General features: G+C 24.5%; 31 protein-coding genes. 19 read left to right on the plus strand and 12 right to left on the minus strand.

What is annotated here, in order from left to right; translation table 4 throughout:
* Positions 1 to 241 precede the first annotated feature (241 nt).
* Positions 242 to 715 (plus strand): hypothetical protein, encoded by a 474-nt coding sequence (locus AACK81_RS03370; protein ID WP_338962653.1) that lies wholly within the window; start codon positions 242 to 244, stop codon positions 713 to 715.
* A 74-nt stretch (positions 716 to 789) separates the two neighbouring features.
* Here the strand turns inward: AACK81_RS03370 and AACK81_RS03375 are convergent, their stop codons facing one another.
* Entirely contained in the window at positions 790 to 2283 is a 1494-nt protein-coding gene (locus AACK81_RS03375; RefSeq protein ID WP_338962655.1) for a YfcC family protein, read from the minus strand.
* A 258-nt stretch (positions 2284 to 2541) separates the two neighbouring features.
* Between AACK81_RS03375 and AACK81_RS03380 the strand changes: the two genes are divergently transcribed.
* The 5 genes from AACK81_RS03380 (at position 2542) to AACK81_RS03400 (ending at position 8464) form a co-directional block, all read left to right on the plus strand.
* Positions 2542 to 3492: an IS30 family transposase gene (locus AACK81_RS03380; protein ID WP_338960236.1), complete on the plus strand. Its 951-nt coding sequence runs from the start codon at positions 2542 to 2544 to the stop codon at positions 3490 to 3492.
* Positions 3493 to 3708: 216 nt separating this feature from the next.
* A complete protein-coding gene (locus AACK81_RS03385) occupies positions 3709 to 5469 on the plus strand; it encodes an APC family permease (protein WP_338962657.1) in 1761 nt (586 codons plus the stop codon).
* 256 nt (positions 5470 to 5725) lie between these two features.
* Entirely contained in the window at positions 5726 to 6565 is an 840-nt protein-coding gene (locus AACK81_RS03390) for a hypothetical protein (protein WP_338962660.1), read from the plus strand.
* 224 nt (positions 6566 to 6789) lie between these two features.
* Positions 6790 to 7164 (plus strand): hypothetical protein, encoded by a 375-nt coding sequence (locus AACK81_RS03395; protein ID WP_338962662.1) that lies wholly within the window; start codon positions 6790 to 6792, stop codon positions 7162 to 7164.
* Positions 7165 to 7258: 94 nt separating this feature from the next.
* Positions 7259 to 8464 (plus strand): ISNCY family transposase, encoded by a 1206-nt coding sequence (locus AACK81_RS03400; protein WP_422397553.1) that lies wholly within the window; start codon positions 7259 to 7261, stop codon positions 8462 to 8464.
* A 152-nt stretch (positions 8465 to 8616) separates the two neighbouring features.
* On the opposite strand, the gene AACK81_RS03405 is transcribed toward AACK81_RS03400, so the two are convergent.
* Complete coding sequence (locus AACK81_RS03405) at positions 8617 to 9036, minus strand: hypothetical protein (protein WP_338960498.1); 420 nt, start codon at positions 9034 to 9036, stop codon at positions 8617 to 8619.
* A 362-nt stretch (positions 9037 to 9398) separates the two neighbouring features.
* Here AACK81_RS03405 and AACK81_RS03410 point away from each other — a divergent pair, with 362 nt between their 5' ends.
* The 13 genes from AACK81_RS03410 (at position 9399) to AACK81_RS03470 (ending at position 15948) form a co-directional block, all read left to right on the plus strand.
* Entirely contained in the window at positions 9399 to 10355 is a 957-nt protein-coding gene (locus AACK81_RS03410; RefSeq protein ID WP_338962665.1) for a rolling circle replication-associated protein, read from the plus strand.
* Positions 10356 to 10586: 231 nt separating this feature from the next.
* Positions 10587 to 10862, plus strand: a complete 276-nt coding sequence (locus AACK81_RS03415) for a hypothetical protein (protein ID WP_281748222.1) — start codon at positions 10587 to 10589, stop codon at positions 10860 to 10862.
* A gap of 59 nt (positions 10863 to 10921) precedes the next feature.
* A complete protein-coding gene (locus AACK81_RS03420) occupies positions 10922 to 11125 on the plus strand; it encodes a hypothetical protein (protein WP_338962667.1) in 204 nt (67 codons plus the stop codon).
* 216 nt (positions 11126 to 11341) lie between these two features.
* On the plus strand, positions 11342 to 12196 hold the full coding sequence (locus AACK81_RS03425; protein ID WP_338962669.1) for a hypothetical protein: 855 nt from the start codon (positions 11342 to 11344) through the stop codon (positions 12194 to 12196).
* Between the two features lie 2 nt (positions 12197 to 12198).
* Positions 12199 to 12447, plus strand: coding sequence for a hypothetical protein (locus tag AACK81_RS03430; protein ID WP_338962672.1), 249 nt, complete (start codon positions 12199 to 12201; stop codon positions 12445 to 12447).
* Positions 12447 to 12680, plus strand: a complete 234-nt coding sequence (locus AACK81_RS03435) for a hypothetical protein (RefSeq protein WP_338962675.1) — start codon at positions 12447 to 12449, stop codon at positions 12678 to 12680. Before AACK81_RS03430 ends, AACK81_RS03435 begins: the two co-directional genes overlap by 1 nt.
* Position 12681: 1 nt before the next feature.
* On the plus strand, positions 12682 to 12888 hold the full coding sequence (locus AACK81_RS03440; protein ID WP_174480363.1) for a hypothetical protein: 207 nt from the start codon (positions 12682 to 12684) through the stop codon (positions 12886 to 12888).
* A gap of 22 nt (positions 12889 to 12910) precedes the next feature.
* A complete protein-coding gene (locus tag AACK81_RS03445; RefSeq protein WP_338962677.1) occupies positions 12911 to 13165 on the plus strand; it encodes a hypothetical protein in 255 nt (84 codons plus the stop codon).
* An 11-nt stretch (positions 13166 to 13176) separates the two neighbouring features.
* Positions 13177 to 13551, plus strand: a complete 375-nt coding sequence (locus tag AACK81_RS03450; RefSeq protein WP_338962680.1) for a hypothetical protein — start codon at positions 13177 to 13179, stop codon at positions 13549 to 13551.
* Between the two features lie 2 nt (positions 13552 to 13553).
* A complete protein-coding gene (locus AACK81_RS03455) occupies positions 13554 to 13751 on the plus strand; it encodes a hypothetical protein (RefSeq protein ID WP_338960392.1) in 198 nt (65 codons plus the stop codon).
* Positions 13752 to 13760: 9 nt separating this feature from the next.
* Positions 13761 to 13952 (plus strand): hypothetical protein, encoded by a 192-nt coding sequence (locus AACK81_RS03460; RefSeq protein WP_338962681.1) that lies wholly within the window; start codon positions 13761 to 13763, stop codon positions 13950 to 13952.
* Between the two features lie 2 nt (positions 13953 to 13954).
* A complete protein-coding gene (locus AACK81_RS03465; RefSeq protein WP_338962683.1) occupies positions 13955 to 15013 on the plus strand; it encodes a hypothetical protein in 1059 nt (352 codons plus the stop codon).
* Between the two features lie 11 nt (positions 15014 to 15024).
* Positions 15025 to 15948, plus strand: coding sequence for a hypothetical protein (locus tag AACK81_RS03470; RefSeq protein WP_338962684.1), 924 nt, complete (start codon positions 15025 to 15027; stop codon positions 15946 to 15948).
* Here the strand turns inward: AACK81_RS03470 and AACK81_RS03475 are convergent.
* Genes AACK81_RS03475 through AACK81_RS03520 form a run of 10 tightly spaced genes read right to left on the minus strand, consistent with a single transcriptional unit; the run spans position 15847 to position 25752 of the window.
* Positions 15847 to 17421 carry a hypothetical protein gene (locus tag AACK81_RS03475; RefSeq protein WP_338962686.1) on the minus strand — a complete coding sequence of 525 codons (1575 nt, stop codon included), beginning with the start codon at positions 17419 to 17421 and terminating at the stop codon, positions 15847 to 15849. The genes AACK81_RS03470 and AACK81_RS03475 overlap by 102 nt on opposite strands.
* A complete protein-coding gene (locus tag AACK81_RS03480) occupies positions 17405 to 18184 on the minus strand; it encodes a hypothetical protein (RefSeq protein WP_338960938.1) in 780 nt (259 codons plus the stop codon). The genes AACK81_RS03475 and AACK81_RS03480 overlap by 17 nt, the downstream gene beginning before the upstream one ends.
* A gap of 5 nt (positions 18185 to 18189) precedes the next feature.
* The gene (locus AACK81_RS03485; RefSeq protein WP_338962688.1) at positions 18190 to 18567 is read right to left on the minus strand and encodes a hypothetical protein; all 378 of its coding nucleotides are present in this window, start codon (positions 18565 to 18567) and stop codon (positions 18190 to 18192) included.
* 17 nt (positions 18568 to 18584) lie between these two features.
* Positions 18585 to 19379: a hypothetical protein gene (locus tag AACK81_RS03490; protein ID WP_338962689.1), complete on the minus strand. Its 795-nt coding sequence runs from the start codon at positions 19377 to 19379 to the stop codon at positions 18585 to 18587.
* A 4-nt stretch (positions 19380 to 19383) separates the two neighbouring features.
* Positions 19384 to 19869 carry a hypothetical protein gene (locus AACK81_RS03495; RefSeq protein WP_338960942.1) on the minus strand — a complete coding sequence of 162 codons (486 nt, stop codon included), beginning with the start codon at positions 19867 to 19869 and terminating at the stop codon, positions 19384 to 19386.
* Between the two features lie 16 nt (positions 19870 to 19885).
* Positions 19886 to 20059, minus strand: coding sequence for a hypothetical protein (locus AACK81_RS03500; protein WP_338962692.1), 174 nt, complete (start codon positions 20057 to 20059; stop codon positions 19886 to 19888).
* Positions 20060 to 20068: 9 nt separating this feature from the next.
* Positions 20069 to 22744, minus strand: coding sequence for a hypothetical protein (locus AACK81_RS03505; RefSeq protein WP_338962694.1), 2676 nt, complete (start codon positions 22742 to 22744; stop codon positions 20069 to 20071).
* 12 nt (positions 22745 to 22756) lie between these two features.
* Complete coding sequence (locus tag AACK81_RS03510) at positions 22757 to 24007, minus strand: hypothetical protein (RefSeq protein WP_338962696.1); 1251 nt, start codon at positions 24005 to 24007, stop codon at positions 22757 to 22759.
* Positions 24008 to 24010: 3 nt separating this feature from the next.
* Positions 24011 to 25363 carry a phage terminase large subunit gene (locus tag AACK81_RS03515; RefSeq protein ID WP_338962698.1) on the minus strand — a complete coding sequence of 451 codons (1353 nt, stop codon included), beginning with the start codon at positions 25361 to 25363 and terminating at the stop codon, positions 24011 to 24013.
* The gene (locus AACK81_RS03520) at positions 25357 to 25752 is read right to left on the minus strand and encodes a terminase small subunit (protein WP_338962700.1); all 396 of its coding nucleotides are present in this window, start codon (positions 25750 to 25752) and stop codon (positions 25357 to 25359) included. The genes AACK81_RS03515 and AACK81_RS03520 overlap by 7 nt, the downstream gene beginning before the upstream one ends.
* Positions 25753 to 25754: the final 2 nt, after the last annotated feature.

Genomic DNA, 25754 nt, shown 5'->3' on the forward strand with positions numbered 1-25754 from the left:
TAAATAACTCACTAACACTATTATAATGCATAAAAAAATTTTATGGTTTTTTTACACCTTTAAGAGTGTATTTGTAAATTATTAATAGTAAAATTATATTAGTATTTATTGTTATAAAGTAATATCTGAAAAAAAATAAAAATAATAAAGTATAATATTTCTATAAATAAAAAAATATAACTTTTTGACCTATTGTTTAAGTTTTAAGCAAGTAGGTTTTTTATTTTGAAAGGGGAAAAATATGAATTTAAAATCTTTACTATCTGAAATAAAATTTGATTATAAAGAAATTATAGAAATTTTTAGAAAAATAGCAGCAAAAAAGGAAAATATTAAATCATTATGAGATGAATTAAGTAAGTATAAACAGCAATTACAGAAAGAAAAAAGTGATGATAATATTAACCAAAAATTATTAATTATTTATAAAGTTTCTGCTTTTGTTGAAGAAATGTTGTTAAATTCTTGTCAATCAACAGAATATGATCCTGCTACTGGAAAAATAATTAGAGACAGTAAAATGAGTGAAAATTTTGTAAATGATTGAAATAATATTAATAAAATATTAGAACAAATTTTTTTACCAGAAGATGAAGTTGTAGAAATTGTAGAAATTTCAGAATTAGCAGATGATCAATTAAGTCTACTAAATAATGAACAAACGCAAACAAATCGTGAAAGTGAATGTTTTCCCAAATGCTGTTTAATTTTATAAAAATGAAATAAAAAATAAAAAAACTTTTCTCTAATTAGAGAAAAGTTTTAATTAACATAGTGCTTTAAATTCTACTAAAATATTGATTGAGGTAATAAAGTTCCAATACTTAACATTATTAAGGCAAAGACAGTAATACCAATAGTATATGGTCAAATTGCTCGATAAAAACTTGTTAGGGGAACTTTAGCAATGGCAAGTCCTGCCATCATTACACCTGCACTTGGTGCAAATAAATTAATTCAACCACTAGCCATAACAAAAGTAGTAATCATTCCTGAACCTAATCCTAAAGGAATTACTATTTTTGAAATAATAGGGAAAACGGCTTTTGCAAATCCTGATGTTGAAGGAATAACAAAGGCAATCAAAAGAAAAACAAAAAAACCAATAATAACAATAGCAAATCTTGGTAATTTATCAATACTTTGCAATTGTCCAACAACAACATGTTGCATTCCTGAATGTTGTAATGATCAGCCAATTCCACCAGCAACAGCAATTATTAAAGCAACACCTAATAATTCTGAAGAACCACTAATAAAATTACGAACATATTGTTCTTCGCCTTTTCAATCAATTGCTGCAATGATAATTGAAACAAAGAAAAATAAGAAAGCTAACAGTTCAATGTTTCAGTCACCAAATGCATTAATTTGACTTGTGAAATATGGAAAATATTTAATTAATGTATTGTGAAAATCATCAAAAATAGTTGTTCCTGTAATTTTACCTCATGGAATAATACAAAGCACCATAATTAAAAATGTTAATCCAAATAGTGCTAAAATAATTTTACGACGTTTAGTAAATTCAGGTATTTCTTCTTTATTAATAAATTCTTCATGATGCTCACTATGTAAGTGAAAAACAACTGATTTTTCAGGATTACGTTTAACACGGATTGCATATCACATAACAAAAGCAATAGTACCGATAGTTGCTAAAAATCAACAAATTAAACGTCAGATGATTCCATCACCAGGATTTAAACCACTAGCTTGTGAAGCTGTAGCAATAGCAAAGGGATTAAGTGTTGAAAACATAACACCAACACCAGCACCCAATAAAATCATTAATACAGCTGTAACAACATCAAAACCAGCAGCTAACATTGCTGGAATAATAATTAAATAGTAAGGAATAGTTTCTTCACACATTCCTTCAACTGTTCCACCAATCGATAGGATAGTCATAATTGAAGGAATAATTCAAATTTCTTTTCCGTTTAGACGTTTAACTAAACGACCAATTCCTGCATCTAGTGCACCTGATTTCATAACTATGCCAATATATCCACCAATTACTAAAACAAAAACAATAATATCACTGCTACCAATGAAACCTTTAATTGGAGCCAAAAATAAGTCCATGATACCTAATGGCCCACCGTCTTGTCAAGGGTTATCGGTGTTTACAGGCTTTGATTCATCTTCTAATCATTTACCTGTTGTTCCTGGAATCCAAGAAATAATGATAATTAGAGCAATAATAAAGAATAAGACTGTAATTGCTGTTGGCATTTTAAATGGAAATAAACGAAATTTTTTCTTTTTAGTAATTCCCATATATGATTAATACCTCCTTCTTTATTTTTTTAAAAGTATTATTATATAATACACTATTTATCATGTAGAATAAAAGATGTTTAAGCTTATTTTTTAAAATAACTTATTAAAAAAGTAGTATTTTTATTTAAGTAACATTATTATAATAATAGTTGCTGAGTTATACTTGTAAGTGCAAGTAAATAAAATTGCAAAAAATTCTCATATAAAAATTTCATAATGCTAAATTTAGTTTAGAAAAAAGTAAGGAGTTTTTATATGAGTTATAAACATCTTGGCATAGATGAAAGGATTTATATTGAGAATCAATTGAAATTTAAATTTAAAATTAGTGAAATAGCTAAAAATCTTAATCGAAGTATTAGTACTATTATTCGAGAAATTAATAGAAATAAAGATAATAATCATTATTTTTCATTAATTGCACAAAATAAAGCTGAAAATCGAAAACAATCACATATTAGTTTTCATAAGTTTAAAAATAAGAATTTAGTAAAATATGTACAACAAAAATTACTATTAGGTTGATCACCTGAACAAATTTATGGCAGAATTAAAAATTTTCATAAAGAGTGAGTTATTAGTTTTAAAACAATTTATACTTGAATTTATTTTGGAATGCTTGATAAAGTTACTAGTAAAAATTTAAGAAGAAAAGGTAAAAAACGAAAATCTAAAGAAAATCGTGGCAAGTTTAATGGTAAATCAATTAAAGAACGAGATATAAATGTTAATGATCGTATAACACTTGGTCATTGAGAAGGAGATACTATAGTATCATCACGAGGTAAAAGCAAATCATGTTTAATAACTTTAGTTGAAAGAGTATCACGATTTACTTTAGCAATATTAGTTAAAAACAGAACTACTAAAGTTATTAATAAAAATGTTAGTTATTATTTATCAATTCTTCCTAAAAACATTGTTAAAACTATTACTTTTGATCGTGGCAAAGAATTTTCAAATTGACAACAACTTGAAAAAAATTTAGATATAAAAATTTATTTTGCCAATCCATATTCACCTTGACAAAGAGGTACTAATGAAAATACTAATGGTTTAATTAGAGAAAAATTTCCTAAAAAATTTATTTTTTCAAAAACTAATAAAAATGAAGTTCATAAATTTATATTGTCTTTAAACCAAAGACCAAGAAAAATACTAAATTATCTTTCACCAATCGAATATTTGGATAGAAAAATAATTTAGTTGCACTTACCTTTACAATTTAGCAGTTTTTAAAAAAATGTTATTTTTTTATTAGTATTATTTGAAAATTTAATTAAATATTAGTAGTATTTTAAAATAAAATTAGTTATTATAAATTACATATATTTTTTTATTTTTTTGATTTTATTGACTATTTCATTAATTAATGAAATCACTTTAAAGGTATATAATTATTATAATTGAAAGGAGAATATTATGTTAAAACTTTTTAAGAAAAAAGAAAGGACAAATCATAAATTAACTTTATCAGAATTAGTCTGGTTTGGTTTTAATTATACTGTTGGAATTACTTTTACTGCTAACTTTGCAATTTTAATTAATAAAGATAGTTTAAATTTAGGTTCTCATATGATTTGAATTTTTTTAGTAGAAGGTTTAATTGCAGGAACTTGTGCTTGAGCTTTCTCAAGACTTTCAAGAGTACATTCAGGTAATAATGGTGCTGCTTATATTTATGTTAGAAGTAGTTATGGTCGCTTTTGAGGTTGATTAATTTCTTTTTTACAGTATGCTACTTTACCTGTTATAGTTAGTTCACAAATTGTATCAATGATTAGAATTAACTTTACTGATCCATCTTCTTTTTTATATGCTAATTGAGGAGTATGACAACATTTAGGATTAGATTTGATTGGAATTCTAATTTATGGTTTAGCTTCTTGTGTATTGTTTTTAGGAATGGCTGCATTTAAAAAATTTGTGAATATTTCTAGTTATTTAAAATGAGGAACAACTTTTTTATTAATCATAGCAACTATTATATTATTTGTGATGGCAGGAACTTCAAATTGAGATATGACTACTTCTCATCAACAATTAACTGCTAATAACTTTTCACAAGCTTTTGCCATGTGTTTCTTTTTCTTTTTAGGATTTGAAACCTATTCAACAATTGGTAAAAATATTAGAAATCCTGAAAAAAATATTAGTCGTTCATTAGTTATTGTTATGATTTTATCTACTATTTTTTATATGGCAGTAACAATTCTTATGATTGGTGTTGTTGCTGGCAATTTTTCAGATAATCCCAACTTAAGTATTTTTAAAATTTTAGGTGATAAAGCTCATGCACAATGATTAGGAATAATTGGTATCCTTGTAATGTTAATTTGTACTATTTCATTAAAGTCTAATGCTGGAATGCAAAATGCTTTATATAGTGGTGCTATTTTAGAACCATTATCTGTTGAGGGGTATATTTCACCTAAATATAAAGAATTATCAAAAGATAACATTCCGTTTAAAGCTTCTAGATTAAATTTAATTATTACTTTTTCTTCAGCTTTTGTATGATTAATTTTACCTGATATTATTGGAGTAATAGTTGATACGTTACATCCTGTTTATAAGGATGGACAATTAGTTTTAAGTTCGATTGTTAATTATGGAACATTAACTGCTGAAGCCGGTATTATTATGGTTATTATTTATGTTTTTGTACTTTCCATTGCAATTAAGTTGTCTATAGAAAAGAAATTGAAAAAGAATATTTTTGAAATTATTATTTGACTTGCAGCAATACTTTTCTTAGTTTGACAATTTGAAGAATGATTAAGATCTTTAATCAATGGTTTAATTTCAGGAGCAAATCTTATTGGTAAAGGTGGAACTGATACTACAAAAGGAATATCTGATATAACTTCTAATGTTTTACAATTAGTTTATTTAATTGCTAGCATTGCGTTTGCTCTAATTTGATACTTTGCTTATTATAAACCAATGCAAAGAAAAAGAATGCTTACAAATCCTAAATTACAAGAAGAATTGGATAGCGAATTTAGAGCGAAAGATGATTGACCTTTTGTTGCAAAAAATCTACAAAATGAAATTGAAAATTATTTAGTACGTAATGTTTTAATTAATGGTGATGATAAAAACCCTAATTATATAATTGCTAAAAATGTACGTAAAGAATTATTGATGTCAGAAGGCGAATGGCGTGAAGATGAAGAATAAAAAAAGTTTAAAAATGTATTAGTTATTATAACTAATACATTTTTAGTATTTATTATTTTTGACAAATTTTTATAGTAATATTAAAGGTGTTAATAATGAATATTTTTTTATATTATTATAAAGTATATTGATGGTAGAAAGTAAAATATGATGTATAATGTTAATTGGATTCATTTCAATATTATGTTTAGAAGTAATTCTAAATTGTGGTTATTGTATTTGTAGTTCAAAAGTCATATTATTGGAGGTACTATATATGAATATGAAAAATATATTAAGATTAATGGGTGCATTAACATTAACAACAGCAGCTACTACTTCAGTTGTTGCTTGTGGTGATAAAGCTGGTGTAGCCATGAACGTAGAAGTATCAAAACAATTAGGGTTAACAGATGATAAAGGAGAAGGTGTACAAGCAGCTTCACTTGATACAACTGTCAAGGATAATGTTACTTGAACTGTTGATGCTTTAAAAACACCAATTAAAGCTAGTGCATTATTAGGAGAAGATAATAAAGCTGCTAATCAAGCATGTGTTGATTTTCTTACTGGTAAATTAAAACAAACAGCTACAGATAGAAAATTTAATAAAGAAGAATTAGATAAAATTACTGGTGCAGTTACTGATTTTAAACCAGAATTAGCTAAAATGGATGATGGTAAAGATTATGCTATTACTGGTGGTACTTTTAATTTCCAATTTAAAAAAGGTGAAGAGGCACTTGGTGATGTTTATGGTATTAAGTTAAAAGCTGATAAAACAAAAGGTGTTATTGCTGCTGCTCTTACTACAATAGCTGCTGAAATTAAAATAGTAGATACTGATGTTACTACAAATCAAAAAATTATGTTTGTAGATGGTACTACAATTCCAGAAACTGCAAAAAAACCAGGAGAACCAATACAAATTAAAGGAGAATCAGATCAAGTAAAACAGTTTACTGCTTTAAATACTCTAACTGCTTTAAAAATTGGGGCAAATTTAGGAACAATTACTGCTGCTGGTGATGCTTGAGCTGCTGGTGATAAATTAGAAATAACTTATAAAACTGGTGATGTTACTTTTGAAGCAAAAACTGAATTAACACTTGCATAATTTTATAAAATAAAAATAATATTAATACTCCTTTTAATTTAAAAGGAGTATTTTATTTTACAAAATGTTTATTTTTTCATATTTTTAAACATTATAAACATATAGTATATAATAAATATTGGATAACTTATTATATGATATTATATTTGGAAAAAAGTAACTAAGTTGTTAATTTATAGTTATTATAATAAGTTTAAAGAATATTATTGGAGGTATATGTGAATATGAAAAATATATTAAGATTAATGGGTGCCCTTGCATTAACAGCAGGAGCAACTCCTTCAGTTGTTGCATGCGGTAATAATGGTTCAAATATTCCTAATAATCCGCAATTAAATGGCAAATATGCAGAATTATTAGGATGATATAGTGATGAAAATACAAGTATAATTGATGAAGTAATAAATTTTGATAATCTTGGAACGTATTGGGAGCGTACCGATGTTATCAATAAGATTCAAATTTGTCTTAAAATTATAAAGTTAGACAAGAATAATTTTGACTTCAATATGCAATTGTATGTTAATCTTAATACTTGTAAAATATTAGTCAACAATAATATTTACTTTTGTCATTATTTAGTGATAATTTCCTATTAGTTATCGAGTAAAAATTTCCCAAAAGTGAAGTTAAATATACTTGGTGATAAATATGGAAAGAAGTATGACTATGAAATAAAAATATAAATACAAAATTATAAATGATATTATTATTAATAAATTATCTAAACATCAAGCCAAGAATAAACTTAATCTAACTATTAGAAGAATTAACCAATTAATTCAAATTTTTAATAGAGAAGGTAAAGTTGATTTTATTCATAAATCTCGTAATAAAATTTCTAATAAGGCAACAAATTTTGAAATCAAAATTAAGATTATAAACTTGTATAAAACAAAATATTATAATTTTAATTTTCAATATTTTCATGAGAAATTAATTAATGAAGAAAAAATTAAGATTTCATATAGCACACTTTATACTATATTAATTAAAGAAAAAATTACTTCACCAAAAAGACATAAAAATAAAAAAAATAACTTACATCCAACAAGAAATCGAAGAACAAATTTTGGTGAATTAATTCAAATGGACGCCAGTAATCATCATTGATTTGATAACGATAAACCAAAATCATTTTTACATACTGCAATTGATGATGCTACAGGAAATATTGTTGGACTATGATTTGATCATCAAGAAACATTAGATGGTTATTATAATATTTTTTATCAAATTTTAACTAATTATGGAATACCAAAAACATTTTATACCGATAATAGAACAGTTTTTGGATATAAGAAAAAAGTTGATGCAGGAAAAATAAATACAGAAAATGACACTTATACTCAATTTCAAAAGTCCTGTAATGATTTAGGTGTTGAAATAATCAGAACTTCAATTCCGCAAGCTAAAGGTCGCGTTGAACGCTTATTTGGAACACTTCAAAGTCGTTTAATTAGTGAATTACGACTTAATAAAATTAGAAATTTAGAAGAAGCTAACAAATTTCTTAAAACATACATAAGTACTTTTAATAAACAATTTGCCTTTCCTATTGATGATACTAAATCTGCTATGGTTAAAGCTCCTACACAGGAAGAAATCAATATTTATCTTTCAAGATTTTCTAAAAGAAAAACAGATAGTGGTTCAACCATAACATATTATGGTAAAAAGTATTTTCCTTATAAAAATAACAAAGTTCAATACATACAACCTAGAACTGATGTAATTGTACTTAAATCATTTATTAATGAATTATATCTTAGTTACAATAATCAAATGTATGAACTAAAAGAAATAGCACAAAAACCAATTATAAAAGAAAATTTAATAAAAACTAAAAAAGTTTATATACCCAATAAAAATCATCCTTGAAGATATGGATATCAATAATTCTTAATTAAAATTAAAAATCTATTTTATAAGATATTTAATTTTATAAATACTAAACCATATAAAATTTTAAAACGTTTGCGTATGAGCAAATTTGGTGTTCTAAAATTGATTTTAAATATAAAAGAAATTGTAATTGCAATCTCTCGTTTTTACATTTGTGGTAAGTTTGATTTAGTCGGATTTATTAATAAATTATTTAAAGTTACATTATTAATTTTATTAACATCTATATTTATTTCACTATTTGATTTTCTTATATATAATTCTTTTACTTTTTTAATATTTCCAAAAAGTTCTTTTGATATTTTTATAAAAAAATCATTTTTTTCTTTAATTATTTTATTTTTATCAATTTTTCCAAAAGTAAATATTTTCAATATTGAATAACTAATTTTTTTAAATTTGCTAATCTTTTGTTTTTTTAAATTTTCATTAATATCAACAATAGTAGTTTGAGCTAAATTAACTCTATTACTAATAATTTCTGGAGTAAATTGATTTTTATTAATAATTATTTTTTTCAATTCTCTATTAATTCATTCATATTCTTCTTGTAAATTTTTATTCATTTTTTCATCCTTTCAAAATAAAAACTCATTTACTTTGAAATTAAAACAATGAGTTAAAAACTTATATTAAACTTAATTAAATTATACAAAAAAAAGTTCGCAAATCAAAATTTAAAGCTAAATTTTTAACGTTTATTTGGAATTCGTGTTTATATTTATTTAACACTGTAACTTTCCAAAATAATTTATTTTTTTATAAATATTTTTGGGAAATTTTTACTCGATAACTAATAGGAAATTATCACTAAATAATGACAATTTTTGTTTTGTGTTTGCTTTTATATTTTTTTATGTTAAAATTTGTTTGTTATTAAAATATAAAATTTGCTATTTTTATAATAGTGTTGCTAAGGATTTTTTATATGGATACTCAACAAGATTTTTATATTAAAAAGGTTTTTTATGTTTCTTATGTTAAAAACGTTGTTTTACCTATTTCTTTTTTAAATAATGTTGGAAATATTAGGGGTAAATCTTATGTTGGTAATAAACAGAAATTAAGAAATAATACTTCTCGTACTAAAACTAATTTGATACAAAAAGCATTACATAATTTTTATGATAGTCAAATGTTAAGTTTTCTTACTTTAACTTATAAAGATAATATGCAAGATATTAGAAAAGCAAAAAAAGATATTCGTTTATTTTTTCTTAAATTAAAGAAATGATGAAATGACCCTAAACGTGCTAAATATTTAGGTGAATTAAAACATTTTTATGTTTATGAATATCAAGAACGTGGAGCAGTACATTTTCATATATTGTTTAATCGTAAAATACCTTATAGTATGATAATTGATTGATGACCACATGCTGAGAAACAAGGTATTAAGTTAATTGTTGTTAAAAAAGGTACAAATGAGTTTGTTATTAAATATTTAGGTAAATATGTTACAAAAGCATTAGATGATGTTAAGTCTTTAAATCAAGCAGACATAGGTATAAAGGCTTATGCTTTTAGTCGTAATTGTAAAAATCCTATTGTAGTTCGTGGAATTAAAAAAATGAGAATTCAAGATATAATTAAAGCAAGTTTTAATGCAACAAATGTATTTTATTTTAAATCTCAAAGAGATAGTAGTGGTGATACTGTTATGATTGGTGGTATTATTGAAAGTACTGTTGTTAATGATTATTTTAAAGAGTATGAAGATTATGAAAAATATGTATATTTAAGTGCTTTATCGCATAAACATTATTTACGAACTAGTGAAATAGGTTATTTAATTCAAAGAGATAAAGATGTTTTGACTTGGGTAGATAAAGTTTTTGGTAATAAAGTTGAAATAATAGATTTTAAGAAAAAAGTTTTACACTAGAAAAAAACTATTTTTTCTATATTTTTACTTGTATATATATATATATATATATATAATTGTTATTGTCAAAATAATTTAAAGTTACCTTAGCAGGCCTTACTTTATTTTGGCATTTTTTTTGTTTTTACTTGAAATATATATAAATATCTGTATATTTATAACTAAGATGGTTTTACCCACATCTTAACTTGGTTTTAATTAACCGTTTGCTAAGGAGGTTAAGTTTTTTTTATGTTCAAAGTACAGTTAGTTAATATTGAAAAAGGGCGTATTATTCCCGATAAAAATAATAAAGGTCAAACATTAAAGTTTGATGTTTTGAAGTTTGTAGAAATAAATAAACAAACAAGCGTGCCAACTGGTCAAACACGTGATAAATGATATAATCCGGAATTTGCTAGTGATTTTAATAATTGTTTATCTACTGTTGATTTAAAAGTTGGTAATTTTTATTCACTTGAACTTGATTTAAGCGGTAATATTAAAAAACTTTCTAATTGAAAATAGTTATTTATTAAAAGGGTAATTTTAAATAATTATTTTATGTTAGGAGTTAATTTTAAATTATGGTTAAAAATGATAATTGTTCATGTGAGCAAGCATTTCATTTAGCGATTTATATGTGTAAACTTTGTGACCAAGTTATTTGTCCTAAAAGAGTTTTGCAAAATTTATATACTAGAAAATATTATTGTCCAAATTGTATATTAGATATTGCTTTAAATAAATCAATGAGACAGCAAGAAAGTAAGTTAAATTATGAAACATAAGTGTAGTGATTGAACTTATGAAAGAGTATTTGGTTGTGAAATGTGTTATAGAGTTGCTAATGAAATGGAACGAATAAGAAAAGAGAATAAAAGAAATAAGTAAAAATTAAATAAGGGCTTATATATGGATTATATATTTTTCATTAAGCCCCAATGGATTAGATTATAATTCATAAATAAGCTCCTTATTAGTATATAAAGTAAGGAGTTTTATTTATGCCTATTAATGAATTAGAACAAACTAGTAATTATACTTTAACTAAAATTTTAAGAACTGGATTAAGTCCATTAAGTGCTATGGTAGGAGTTAGTGCTTATTATGGTCAATATTTAAAAAATCCAATTTTGGGAAGTATTAATTCTTTGTTATTTAGTAAAAAGTTAGGAATTGATATATGGAATATTAATCAAAGACCTACTACTAGAAATAAAGTTATTAATAGTTATAAAAAGATATTTTTAGGTTTAGGGACTATTGGTTTAATTAACTATGCCAAGTTTGTTCAGTATGTAGATAAGTCAGTTTCTTTATTAAGAGATGAACCTTGTTTTTGGCCACCTTGTCCTACTGAACCACCAATTCCTACTCCAACACCTAAACCAATAGTTGATATGCCTTTTGTAGATTGAGATACATATTTATCTTTAAGCAGTTTTGGTATAGCAAATGTTGTTAGTGGATTAAGTGAATTAATACCTAATAGATTTCAATTTGTAAGAAAAATTTGTGATATGGCTACTGGTGGATGTTTGATTAGTAGTGGTGTAGCATTGGGTATAAATAATGATTTTAATAATTATTTTGCTATTCCTACAATAGTTGCTGGTGCAAGTGAAATTATCAATACTTTATTGTTACCTTTTGAAAATACTAATAATGTTATGCAAATGCAAGAAGTATTTACTGATGAAAGAGCAAGATTAATTAATGGCAGTGTTAGTGATTATCAAAGTACAGATGACAGTATGGTTGATGTTGATTTAAATGATGATAGTATGTCTGAGATTAATTTAGATAGAGCAAGTTTAAATTGAGATTATTCTTATGCTTATACATTAGGTGGTGTTTAATAATGGAAAATAAAGAAATTAAAAAAAAGTGGTATGACACTCCTAAATTTCATGTTTTTTGTTTTATTGTTGGTTTTTTTTCTATGGTTTGAACTGTTGCTGAAATACATAATATTATAAATGGTAATTTTGATTTTTTTATTGGTTTAGATTTAGGCATTAATATTTTACTTTTTGTTTTAGTAATTTTTTATGAGTTATTTAGTTTAATTGATTTTTTAAAAAAAAGAAAAAAAGGAAGTGATAAATAATGGATATGAAAGAAATTATAAAATATGTGTTATATATTGGTGGTTTTTGTTTAATTCTTTGGTTTTGCAGAAATTGAATACGTGAAGGTATAGAAAAATATAAACATAGAAAACATATAAAGGAGAATGATAGTGAGCCTGATTGTATTTTTTGTCGTAAAGATTTTGAAAAGAAGAAACGTAAATTAGAAATGGAAAAACAACAAAGAGAATTAGAGAAAGGAGGTGATTAATATGCCTGCTGGATTATCAGCATTATTAAATATGATTGGTGGTGTTGGCCAACAATTATTAAATGCTTTTACTTATATTTTTGGTTGAGTATTTACTACTGGCGATGGTGGAACACTTACAAATTGACCAGTGTTAATTTCAATTGTATTTATGGTATTAGTGTTTATCAAACAATTTGTGGGACATATTATTCATGGAACACATTAGTAATTAGAAAGGAAGTAAGCAAATGGTAAAGTTATTTTTTAGTTTGGTTTTTGGTTTACCTTTATTAGGTAGACTTTTACCGGTTGTTAATACATTGGTACAAACTATTTATATGCAGTATTTAAGTTCTTTTGCTGGGTTACATACTGTGACACTTTTTATTAAGTCGTTTTTTTATGATAGTTTATACACTTTACCTTTGCCTATTCTTGCTTTAATAAATGTTAGTTTTGTATTTTATTTAATTTTGGGATTATTTAGATTTACAAGACATTAGGATGTGAAATTATGTTTATACCTTTTATTACAACAGTTATGCAATTATTTGCTTCAATTTTTATGAAGTTTTTTAGTTTTCCACTTGGTGATTTAGGCTTTAATTTGGGTACGTTAATGATATTTTTAATTTTGCTTAGATTTGCATTTAGGGTTATTTTACCCGAATTAATATTACCAACATTAGGTTTAGGATATGTTGTTAAGTTCATTGGTAAAAGTTCTGTTTCTTTGGGTGTTGGTACTGGTCAACAAATTGCTAAGAGTTATCAAAGACGCGTTGAAAAAGTAAAAACAAGAAATAAACAACAAGGTAAGTTTAAAGGTGGTGCTGGTGGTAATAAGTTTACTGGTAGTTCAACTCGTGACTTTGGTATTGGTGATTAATTATGTCTAATTTTGTTCTTAGTATATTGCATTTTATTTTTATATTTTCTAGTAATGATATTAGTATATTTTTAAATCAAACTAATATTACTGATGAAGTTTATATTTTGTTTAATTTGACTTTTTGGTTAGTATTAGGTGTATTTTTTAATTTTATTTATCGTAGTATTAAATTTATTTTTAGGTCATTATTTGGATAGGTGTTAGTTATGAGTGTTTTAGAAATTTACAATAAAATACATCAATGTATTGTTGATTATTGAACTATGTTTATAGGTAATCCAGTTGACAATTTTACTAATATTTTATGAAATTTAGTAGTTTATGGAACACAGTTTTTTATTGGATTTGTTTTATTTTATGGTTGATGGTGAATTTTAAAATGTTTATTTGGTAAATAATTATGTGATTTAAGTTTGCTAAATTATTTTTTGTTGTAAATACTTCTTTTCAAGCGCCGACTAGTTTAATTGCTTCAAATGACCCTAATGTTGTTAATTATGATATTACAAAAGAAATGGTTAAACATGTTAAATATCATGATTTTGATGATTGAGCAACTATTCCTTGAAATTCTGCTTATTTTGATGTTGACCAACCGAATTTAAAATTAGTTAGTGGTGAATTTATTGGAAATGGTGAGGGTATTTATACATGTTATTATTATAGTGATACAGTTGGTGTTCCGTCACAAATGATAGATATGGGAACTGGTGTTTATACTTTTAATAGAAAACAATTAGATGAATTTTCACGTATCATGTTTAATCATAATTATGTTGCAAAGAATAATACTAATAATTTAAATTTTGTTAATACTGGTAAAAGAATTATAAATTTTCAAACACAGTTAAATTTTGAAATTGATAAACCTTTAAGTTTTTATATTCAAGGTTTTATGTTTTATTTTGAATATGAATATTTTAAAACTTTTACTGCTAATTTTGTTTTTAGTTTTTTAGATAATGTTGGTGATACAAAATATGTTTTTAAAGGTAAAGTTGATAATGATATTTATCAGCAAGATTTATATAATTTTGTTACTATGCCTATTCGTGTTCCAAATTTAAGACATTTAACAGTTTTTTTTGATGTTCATGGTGAATCAACTAGACCAACTTTTTCACCACAATTAAATTTTGGTCAAATTAATATTTTTTCAAGTGAGAAAGTTACGCCAGTACCACCAAATAGTCCTTTTAACCCTGAGTATGAACGTGTTAGTTGATATGATGTTTTTGGTCATTTGCGTAATGCTTTTAGGTGAGTACTATATGGTGTTGTTGGTAAAGTTTTACCAGTTGAACCATTAAGAGAATTTTTTACTAAACTTGACGGATTATTGAGACGTATTTTTGATGATACTATTAGTTCTGTTTTAAATGTTGATTTTACTAGTGGTTTAGAACAAGTTTTAACATTATGAGTATTTTTAAAAGCTGTTGGATTTTTAATTGGTTAGGAGTTGAAATAATGCCTTGATATGGTTATTTACTTTTAGGAGTTATATTATTAATAATGCTTTATCCATTTTTAATAACTAGAAAAAATATAAAGATATTACAACGTGTAGGTAGTTATATTATTTCAGCACCACCACGTACTGGTAAATCTGCCCTTGCTTGTTGTTTAGCACAAAAACATAAAGGTAGGGTAGTAAGTCCTATTCCTATTAAAGTACGTAATGAATATAGTTATCGTTGTTCTTATGATGATGTTTTTAAATTTAATCAATTAAATAGTAATTATGCTTTTAAAGAGAATGATATGCTTGTTTTTGATGAACTAGGTTTAAAAATTAATAGTAATGATTTATCACCCGAATTTAAAGAAACACAAGAAAGTTTAGGAATGTTTTGTAAATTAATAGGTCATAATTTTAATGGAATTATGTATATGATTGAACAACACCCCGATAGAATACTAAAACAAGCACGTGAAAAAGTGGAATATATTGTGCAAGTTAAAAGAATGCGTATTTTGTTATTTTTAGTTAAGTTTAAACTAAATATTTATACTAATGTTGATGATTATAATAAAGTTGTATTATCTAAAAGACAAACAAAGCGAATAATTAAACATGGTGGATTACCACCTAGTTATAGTGGTGAAACTATGACTTTTAGTTTATGATTTCCTAGGTCTTATTTACAAAGATATAATAGTCGTGCTTTAAATTATATTCATTCTTTAAAGAGTGAATTAAGTATTGTTAAAAACTATGAACAATCACAAGCATTAGATTTTACTGTTGATGATATTAGAGCAGTAGGATTAGATAAGTTGGATAATATATTACAAACTGAAAAGAAAGAAATTGAAAATACTGTATGCCGTGCTTGTTATTATAGAAATAAATATTCTAAGAAAAATAAGAAAGATGTTAAAATAGAGTAAACCTATATTATTGGTCGTAGCCAACCAGAACCTTGGTTGGTTGGCCGTGGCGTTTACGCCACTGGGGTGAGTTGCGAAGCAACTAGGGGCAAAGCCCCTATATACTTGAATAGTATAAACTGGATTATATATACTTCAAGAATAATAAACTCTATAATGTTTATTGTCTTGAAAATCATAAGTAATTTGTCAATTATCTCATTTATTTTTCTCTCTTGTTCCTACTTCTTTTCAATTATTTATACTTGGAGTTGGAGTTGGTTGTTTTTCTAATATTTCATTAATGGCTTGTAATAATTTTTTATTTTGAGTTTTTAATAATTTATATTCATTATTTTCTAATAAATCTTTACAAAGTAATGAATTTTCTTCATCATTTAATGCAATTTCATTTGTTTCAGTATTATATTTAAAATAATCATTTGAAAATTTTTTATCTTTTATTTTTTCTTTTAATTCATTAATAGCGCCAACAATAGTTTTATTAGTAGTTTCTAAATTAGGAATTTCTTGACCAATAGCATTTATTTGAAATGCAATAGGAAATTGTGATTTTGTATCTTCTAATTTTTTATCTATTTCTTCTTTTTTATAATAATCAGATAAATCTACTTTACCACCAGTAGCACTAATAGTATTAGTTTTTTCATCAATCTTAATATTTTCACCAGCAATTAATTTATTTTGTTTTTTTTCTAATAAATTATCAACATATACTTTAGTTGTAGCATCACTTAAAAATGTAGGTGTACCAACATCAATTATTCTTTTACCATTAACATCAATACCTTTATAATCTTTTGGTTTAATAAAATTAGGATTTTCATTATTTACTTCTCATAATGAATCAATATTACTATCAACATGAATTTTTAATTTAGGTATAGTATCACTTACATCATCTATTTTTATACCAGTTCCTTCAATTATTCCCATTTTTTGTAAAAATGTTTTATTACCAGAATCTCAAGTAATAACTCTTCTATTACTTTCATCAAATATACTAGGTGTATTAAAATTATCTGTATTACATGAAATACTATTATTAATTGCTTTTCTTGGTGTATGTAAATTTGCTTGTTGTAATAAATTATATACTTCCATTAATACATAATCTGGTTCACTTGGTGGACTAATACTACTTGATAAACCATTACCATTAATAGATACTGAACTTCTTATAAATGCCATTCCATCAGTTAAATAATATATAGTCATTCTTGCTGTTGCTCTTTTAACTAATTGTTGTTGAGTTTCATTAAGATTTTTAAATCCTATTACTTCAATTTGATTACCAGTAATAGTATTAATTCTTTCACTTGAAATAGCAATTGCCATAATAGTAAAATCAGTTTTAGTATTATCAGTAGTAGTTTGGTCTGCATCTGGTATAAAACCATATATAGTTTTTAAATCATCTTTTGTAATATAATTTAAATTTACATTTCAATCAATATTATTTTTGTTTTCCATAATCTTTATACCTTCCATATCCTTGTACTGCTTGTGATTTATTAACTGTACTAATAACTGATTTATTAGGTTTAGTTACTGCTCTATTTAATTGACTAACATTTTTTCTAACCGTAGCATTCATTTCTTCTCTTGTTTTACGAACTCCACCTAAATATTGATTAATAAATATTTTATTAGCACCATGACCATAAGCACCAGTTGCTTTACACATATCAATTCAAGTTTCTCTTGAAACATTAAAATAATCATATGATTTACTTAAATTTGTTCTATATGTTAATGTAGCAATACCATAAGTACCTGATTGTGCTTGTACTACTGGAGTTCATATACCGCCAGCAAGAGCAGAACTTGAAAGATTTACATAAACTCCAATCATACTGTCATAATCTTGTTCAGTTAAAGAATTCATTATTATTTCTTTACCTTTATCCATTAATGACTTACCATTTAAATATTGTTTTTGAATATGTTGTAATTTAGCAATATTATTATTAGTAATATGTGTCATTATTTTTTTATGAATTACTGGTAAATTAGTTAATTTTTGTAAAACTTGTTGAAATTCAGATAATTCTTTTTGAGATTTACCTTGTCCTAATACTTTTGACATTAATTGATTTTTTAATATTCCCGCTGGATTTTTTAAAAAACTATTAAATAATGAATTACTTTTTTTAAATTTTTCTATTAATTCAGCAGTTTGTATATCACTAACAGCAGTTTCTAATATCATTCTTAACAATAATATAATAGGCATTTAAATTACTTCTTTGTAAAAGTTACTTGTAAAGAACCATCATATAAAGTTTTACCTTCAACATTAGCACTTGTTGCTGTTAAATCTGAAAAATTAGCATTACCTTTTTGATAATTAGGATTTTTAGCAATAACTGCTTTTTCTACTTCATCTGCTGTTGGAGTATCACCAGCCATAGTTATTTTTCCTAAATTAGTAAATTCAATTGCTGTTGCAATATCAATACTTGAAGTAACTGTAAATCCTTTAACTAAATCTGGTCTTAATGCTTTACCTTCTGAAACTAAAAACTTATGAAAATTCTTAACATTACCATTAGTTTGTAAAACAAAAATATTATCTTGACCACGATTAAATGGAAATGCTAATGCTTCTTTATGCACTAATACAGCATCACATCCTAAAAAGTTAAATCCTTCTTTTTATCAATAGTTGCAATCGGATAATTTCTACCTAATCAAGGACACTCTACAATTTTAATACCACCAATTTCTACAATTTTACCATCTTTTAATGCTTGTGAAGCACTATCACTACCTAAAGTTGTAGTTGATAATAATACTAATGGTTTAAAGAAACTAGATACTCATAAAGTATAATTTTCTTCATCTGTACCGATATATTCATCAGTAATTCTTGCTTTTAAGGTTGCTAATGTATTTGATATTTTTAATCATAATAACATTCTATAATCATCTATTTTTGGTGTACTTGGTAATGCAATATTAATAATTCCATTATCTTTGGCTGTTTTAACTGCTAATGCTAATAATTTTGCTACTAAATATGTTTCAACTGATTTTGCTTTTGCATCAATTCAACTTGATGCTAAACTATCTGATACAAGAACATTACCATCTTCATATCTTGCACCTAATCTTTTTAAATCAAGTGTTTCTTCTTCAAAAGTTATTTGTTTCTTTTTATCTAATAAAATTTGTTCAACTCTTGTTGCTGTTAAATCATTAGCACCAGCACCAGCATCATAATCATCTGTAAGATTTCTTTTAGTAATATTATAAATAGCAGTACCAGCATCTAATTGTTCTCTATTTTTAACTGTTGCATTAATTAATGCAACTCTTTTTGATAATAAAACTTTTAAATTTTTAATATATTTAACTGATAAATCTAATTTACCAGTTGGATTACTTGGGTCATTAATCGTTGTTGATTGTGTTGTAATAATTGCCATATTTTTAACCTACCATTCCTATTTTTCTAGTATCTACTTCATCATCTTTTTCTTCTTTAAATTTATCTTTTACATCTAAAGAATTACTAATATTTGTATCTTTATTTTTATTAAATAAATGTGGAAAATCTTTATTTAATAATGATAATTCTTTATCAATATCTTCTTTATCTCCAAGATATCTTTTTAATAAATTAATATTTTCTTGTGATAAATCATATTTTTTATAACTTTCTGAATGTCTAATTTCTCTATCTTTATCAGTTTTTTCTTTATATAAAGCATTATATTTTTCTTCTAATTCTTTATATTTATCTTCTAAAGTTGGTTCTTTAGATTCTTCAGTTTCTGGTTCTTTTTTATATTCAGCTTCAGATTCTTTTTCAGTATTTTCTTCTGATTTTACTTCTTCTTCCTTAGTTTCTTCTTGTTCATCTTTTTCTTTTTCTTCCATATTATTACCTTCTTTCATTTCATTTTCATTTAACATAATTACCACCACCTTTCTAAGTTGAACTTTTTGGATTAATTACCAATGATGTAGTTTGAAGATTTCAATTGGCATTTTCTTTATTATTTGGTAATTTAGGGTCACGAATAGTAAATGTGGTTATAAATTGATATTCAATAACAATTAAATTATCTTTTTGACTTTGATATGCTTTTGTTTTAAAAGCCATTATTTTAAATTAAGTAGAACTTGGAATGGTTTGACCACTACTTGGATTATCATTTGTTCATAATAAATCATTAATATATATTTTATTTAATCTTTCTGCACTTGTTAAAGAAGCAGTTTGATTGGGTATATTTCCATGATTATTTACATTAAATGTTCAATTATTATTACTATCATTATGATTTCCAGAATCATTGTTATAGGTATTATCATTGTCTTGAAAAAGAGCGGTATCATTTTGGTTATCTGGTAAATTACCAATATCACTTAAATTTATTTTAATAGGTGTAAATCAATTTTTAGAATTAGTATAAGTATCGAAAGAAACACTATTATAAAATAAATTACTCATATTAATAGTAAAATTAAATGTTATACTTTCATAATCTTCTTTAAATTTATCAATATTATCATAACCATATTGATTTACATAAATACCAATACTATTATGAAATTTACCTTTAACATCTTCTAAAATAATTGGTTTCATTTGATATTGATTAGATTGACCAAAATTTTTAGGATTAATATTATTATTAATTCCATATTGACTTTGATTACTTAAATCAATAAATATAGGATGCGCTCTTTCTATTAATGGTGGTGGGTGTATTGCTTGTGGATAATTAAATGGTTTGTCAAATTTAAAAGTATTATTTGCTAAAATAAAAGTATTTTGAATTAATTTACTATTATTACTTGCTTTACCAACTGTTTGATAAGTACCACTTCAAATACTAAAATTATCATTAACAGCACCATTTCTATTATCTGGCATTGAATAAAATGTTATTTTAAAATTACTTTTACCTACAACTTTAATATCAATCATATCAATTGCTCATTTAACTATATTATTATTAGTAAAATTTGGAGCATTTAATAATGGAATTGAACTATCTTCTTTTGCTAATAATGAAATTGTATCTTTACCACCAGCACCATTTTGAACTAAATTTACAGTATCATAAATTCCTTGTGAAGAAATACTTCCATCATTAATATCAAAATTTTGTAAATTAATCATATCAGTTAAATTAAATGTAAATGATGTCATATGACTTGCTGTTCCAGCAACTGCTTGTATAGCATCTGGAGTATCATTTCTAAACATATCAAGGGGAATAGGACTACCAGTTGGGGGTGTTGAATATAATAATGTTGTATAAAAATTATATAATTCAGCAGATATTAAACCATTTATGTAATTAAATTGTGGAATTAACAAGTTACTACTTAACTTTGCACCAATATCTAAACCACCAACAAAGAAATTCATAAATGAACCAAATACTGGAATAGTATTAAGATTAATTTTAATAGTTTCTCGTACTGTTAATGGTATTTCACTAATAGGATTATAAATAAAATAATGTAAAGCATTTATAGTATTTAATTGTTTAAATTTATTATTATTCATATTATAATGAGTATTACCAATAAATTTTTTATTATTTTTATTATAATATTGAAAATATGGATTACCCGCAGTTGCATAATTATAATCTTCAATTTCTGCACCATTTAAAAAATTATTATCTCAATAATTTACTAATCTATTTGAAACATCAACTTTATTAGTATTTTTAGTTTTTTCTAAATTAGTAAGTAAATGACCTTCATAATGTCGGGTTGCACCATCATCATATAATGGTGATATTTCTTTTCTTCATTCATTATAACCATCCATAGTTGATTGTCCTTGAACAGTTAATACATAATTTGTTTCTGGTAATGCTTGAAAACTTACTGGGTCATATGTACTACACTGATATTGTCATGGAAATAATAATTTACTTGGATATTGGCGATATTTATGTTGTTTAGTATTAATAGGATTATTATCAATATCTCTTCCTCATAATGCTATACTAATAGGTTTTACTGAACCATAAAAAGATATTTGACAATGTGTTACTGGTAATGGCGTTAAATAATTATCATCTAAAATAATATTATTATTTTCATCTAATGCTGGTAATGCTACGGGGTCGCCAGGCGCACCTAATTGTACATATTGATTAATTGCTAATCCACTATGTGCTAATTTATCATTTAAACTACTAAAAGTACATTGAATATACGCTAATTCTTTATTTTCATTATTATAAGTTTTACTAGCAACTTCAAGAATATATCATTGTCTATCAACTTTAATTGATTTATCAGTATTTATAGCTTTATTAATTTCTGGAATCATATATAACTTATATAAATTTGAAACAATATTATTAATAAAATTAAAATTCTTTTTTTCATTTGGAATATTAATTACTACATTTTTAATTGCTTGTTCTTGAATAAAAGCATTATTTGCTGGAGTTGCTGAATAAGTAATACCTAATTGGTCACTTAAAATATTTCCATAAAATACATCACCATTTTGTAATTGTTTATATGCTTCATCTGGATTATCTTTATTTTGAATAGGATAATAAGAATGGTCTCATACTGCTTGTATTGCTTCTCTTCCAGTAAAGATTTTACTAAAACTAGTATAATCATTAGGAATACTAGTTGGTGGTTTATATCCCGTTTCTGTTGAATTTATAGCACCTAAAATAACGGTAAAAGGACATACACGAAATTGTAAATCTTTATTTTGTGTAAAATCTTTCTCAATTTCCCCTGTACTTTTTCATACAGTTTTAATTAATTGATGATTTATTTTCGGTATCATTCCCATTTTTAGTTTCTCCTAAAAAGTATTATTAAATTCAATTTCTTCTTTTTGATATTTTCTATTTTGTTCAATAATTTGTTGTGCTTCTTCTTCACTAACACCATATCTTTTAACAATAATTCTTTTAATATTAGTAATTTCTAATCTTAATTCTGCTTCATCAATTTCAAGTGATTTTAATCTATCTGTAATAGTATTTTCTTTAATTTCAAATGTTCATTTAGATTTATCACCATCTAATCCCATTAATATAAAACATCTTTGAAATATTTCATTTCAATCACTTTGATTTAAAGTTCTTTTAATTCTTGTAGTTTCCATATCACGAGAATTAGTAATTAATACTTCTGCTTCAGTTTTTTGACTTGTAGTATCATTTACTGGACTATATCCAGAGCCTTCAAATGCTTTATCAATAATAAATTGAATAAATTCTGCATATTTATCTAATATTGGACTACCTTGTAAAATAGCAATTGGTGGTGTTCCACTAGTACTTCCTAAACTTCTTAAATTTGCTTGTAAAATAAATTTACCTATTAATTTTTTTAAATCAAAAGCAGTTTTAGATTGATTTATTTCTTGTTCAGTAATATCTAAAAATACACGAGTAACATTATATTCAAGTTCATGTTCAATTGATTCAAATGTTTTATTTAATAATTTTTGTAATTTTTTAATTGGAGTCATATCTGGATAATAATCACCAATAACTCCACCAAAGAAATTCTTTTTAGGTAAATTTTGCATAAATTTAACTGGAATAATACCTAAATTATGATTATCTATTAAAGGTAATTTTAAATCATCACTTATTTGTTTTTGTAAACCATCTAAAGTAACATAATCACTAGTAAAATATCTAATTATTTGATTTCGAGTATATGTTGTTTTAACATAAATACTTTGGTCATCATATTGTAATCTTGACCATGTTGATGCACTATATTCATTTTCTAATACTCTTGCAACTCTTGATTGAGCATACGGTTGAGCAAAATTTAATGATATTCTACCACTTTTACTTTTATCAATTTGAACAATACTATAACCATATCCACTCTTTATATGACAATCTTGATAAAATAATGAATCTAAATTATTTCATTCTTTTAATTTTTCAATTGCTCTTTTATATTCTTCATGTTCACTTGTTAAAGTATAACCATTACCTCATAATAATTTACTTGCATGATTTGCTATAATTTCTTGAAGATTTATCATACATCAATTAGGAGTTAATATTTCAGTATTATGATTATTCATATGTTACTTCCTTTCAAAATAAGGATTTATATTTGCACTTAAATTTCTAATATATGGTTCTATAGCATAATCAAATGCGTCACGTAAATGGTCATTACCCGCTAATGGTATTTGTTTAATACTTTTAGGGTCTCATACAGCCAATCTAAACTCATCTAATAATGCTTGTGCATTCATACTAATATTTAATCGTTCTGAAGCCATTAAAGCCACATTCTTACCTATTCTAAACTCAAGTCTTAATTTCACACAGTCTTTAAAATATAGTCATGAATTAACTTGATATTTAATTGCTGTATCATTTAACATTTCAATAAATGTATAATTACTAAAATCACAATATACAGTTAAACCATATTCATAAAGTAAATTATTTTCTTTTGCTAATTTAATATAAAACTCAACTACTAATCTTGCTAATTGTTTATTATCATAACGAATTAATTTATTTTCTATTTTTAAACAATCAATAACATTAACAAATTTAAAATTATAATCAAAACCTATTAATAAACATGCTAAAGCATCATCTTTAAACCCATAATCTAATCCAGCACTAAATCTATAACTTGGTTGTAATAATCTACTAATCTTATGAATTAAATGTGAATATATTCCACCAGATTCATAACCTACTAAACCATGACTTCTTACTCTTGCAGATATTGGGTCTAATTTTTCTATTTCTAATAATTGTTGTTTATCACTATCTTTTAAATGAGTATTTAATTTTCAATTTTGATAATGATAAATAGTATTATCAATAATAGTAAATTGTTCATATTCATTAATAATTTGTTTTTCATTTTGTGGACAAGCATTTATAGTTTTTTTAATAAATTCATTTAAAATACTTCAAGGATTACAACTTTCAATTTCTAATAATTGATTTGCACCACGAATAGCATCTTTTAAATCTTGATAATCATTTTCAGTAATTTCATATCTTTCATCACTTCATATAATTACATAATCATATAAATAATTACTTGCTAATCCAGTTAATTTAACATTACTATTATCTTGTGAATGTAAATATTTACAAGTTATTTTACTACCATTAAATTCAATAGTTTTTTTAGTTTCACTAATAATAAAATTAATACTAGGATATGTTGGTCTAATAATTGCTTTTACTTCTTGTCAACTATCATTTAATTGTTTTGACATATTACGAATTAAATAAGCATGAATATTAATATTATCTAACATTAATAAAATACCTAAGAATTCAATATTACTAAATGTTTTACCAGATTTACGACTACCTAATTGTTTAATTTTAGTAATATTTAAAGGTTGTTTTAAATACATTCTTTTAGCAATATCTAATAAATAACCAAAATTACTTAACATTTATTCTTACCTTTATTTTCTAAACTAATTGCTATAGGGGCTGTATTATCACTACTTTTTATATCAATTTTTGTAGATAAATGATATTCTTTCACAAATGCTCTTTCTAAATATCATGCAGTATTATTTGCATTTGCTTTTAAATATCTTTGTGTATTAATATGACGTATTTGTAAATATGCTCAATTAATTTGTTGTAAAAAAGTATTTCTCTTTTTTTGTTTTCAACTATAAAGAGTATTTTCTGTAATATCTAAATAAACTAACATACCAATTTTAGTTGGTATTTCTTCAGTTTGTTTACAATGATTAAAATATTCTTCTAATTTTTCTCTTAATGCTTTTGCATCATTAAAAATTGTTCTTATTTTTATTTTTTCTTCTTGCACAT

Origin of the sequence: Spiroplasma endosymbiont of Lasioglossum villosulum (genome assembly GCF_964020195.1) — a bacterium.
GTDB classification, from domain to species: Bacteria; Bacillota_I; Bacilli_A; order Mycoplasmatales; family VBWQ01; genus Spiroplasma_E; species Spiroplasma_E ixodetis_A.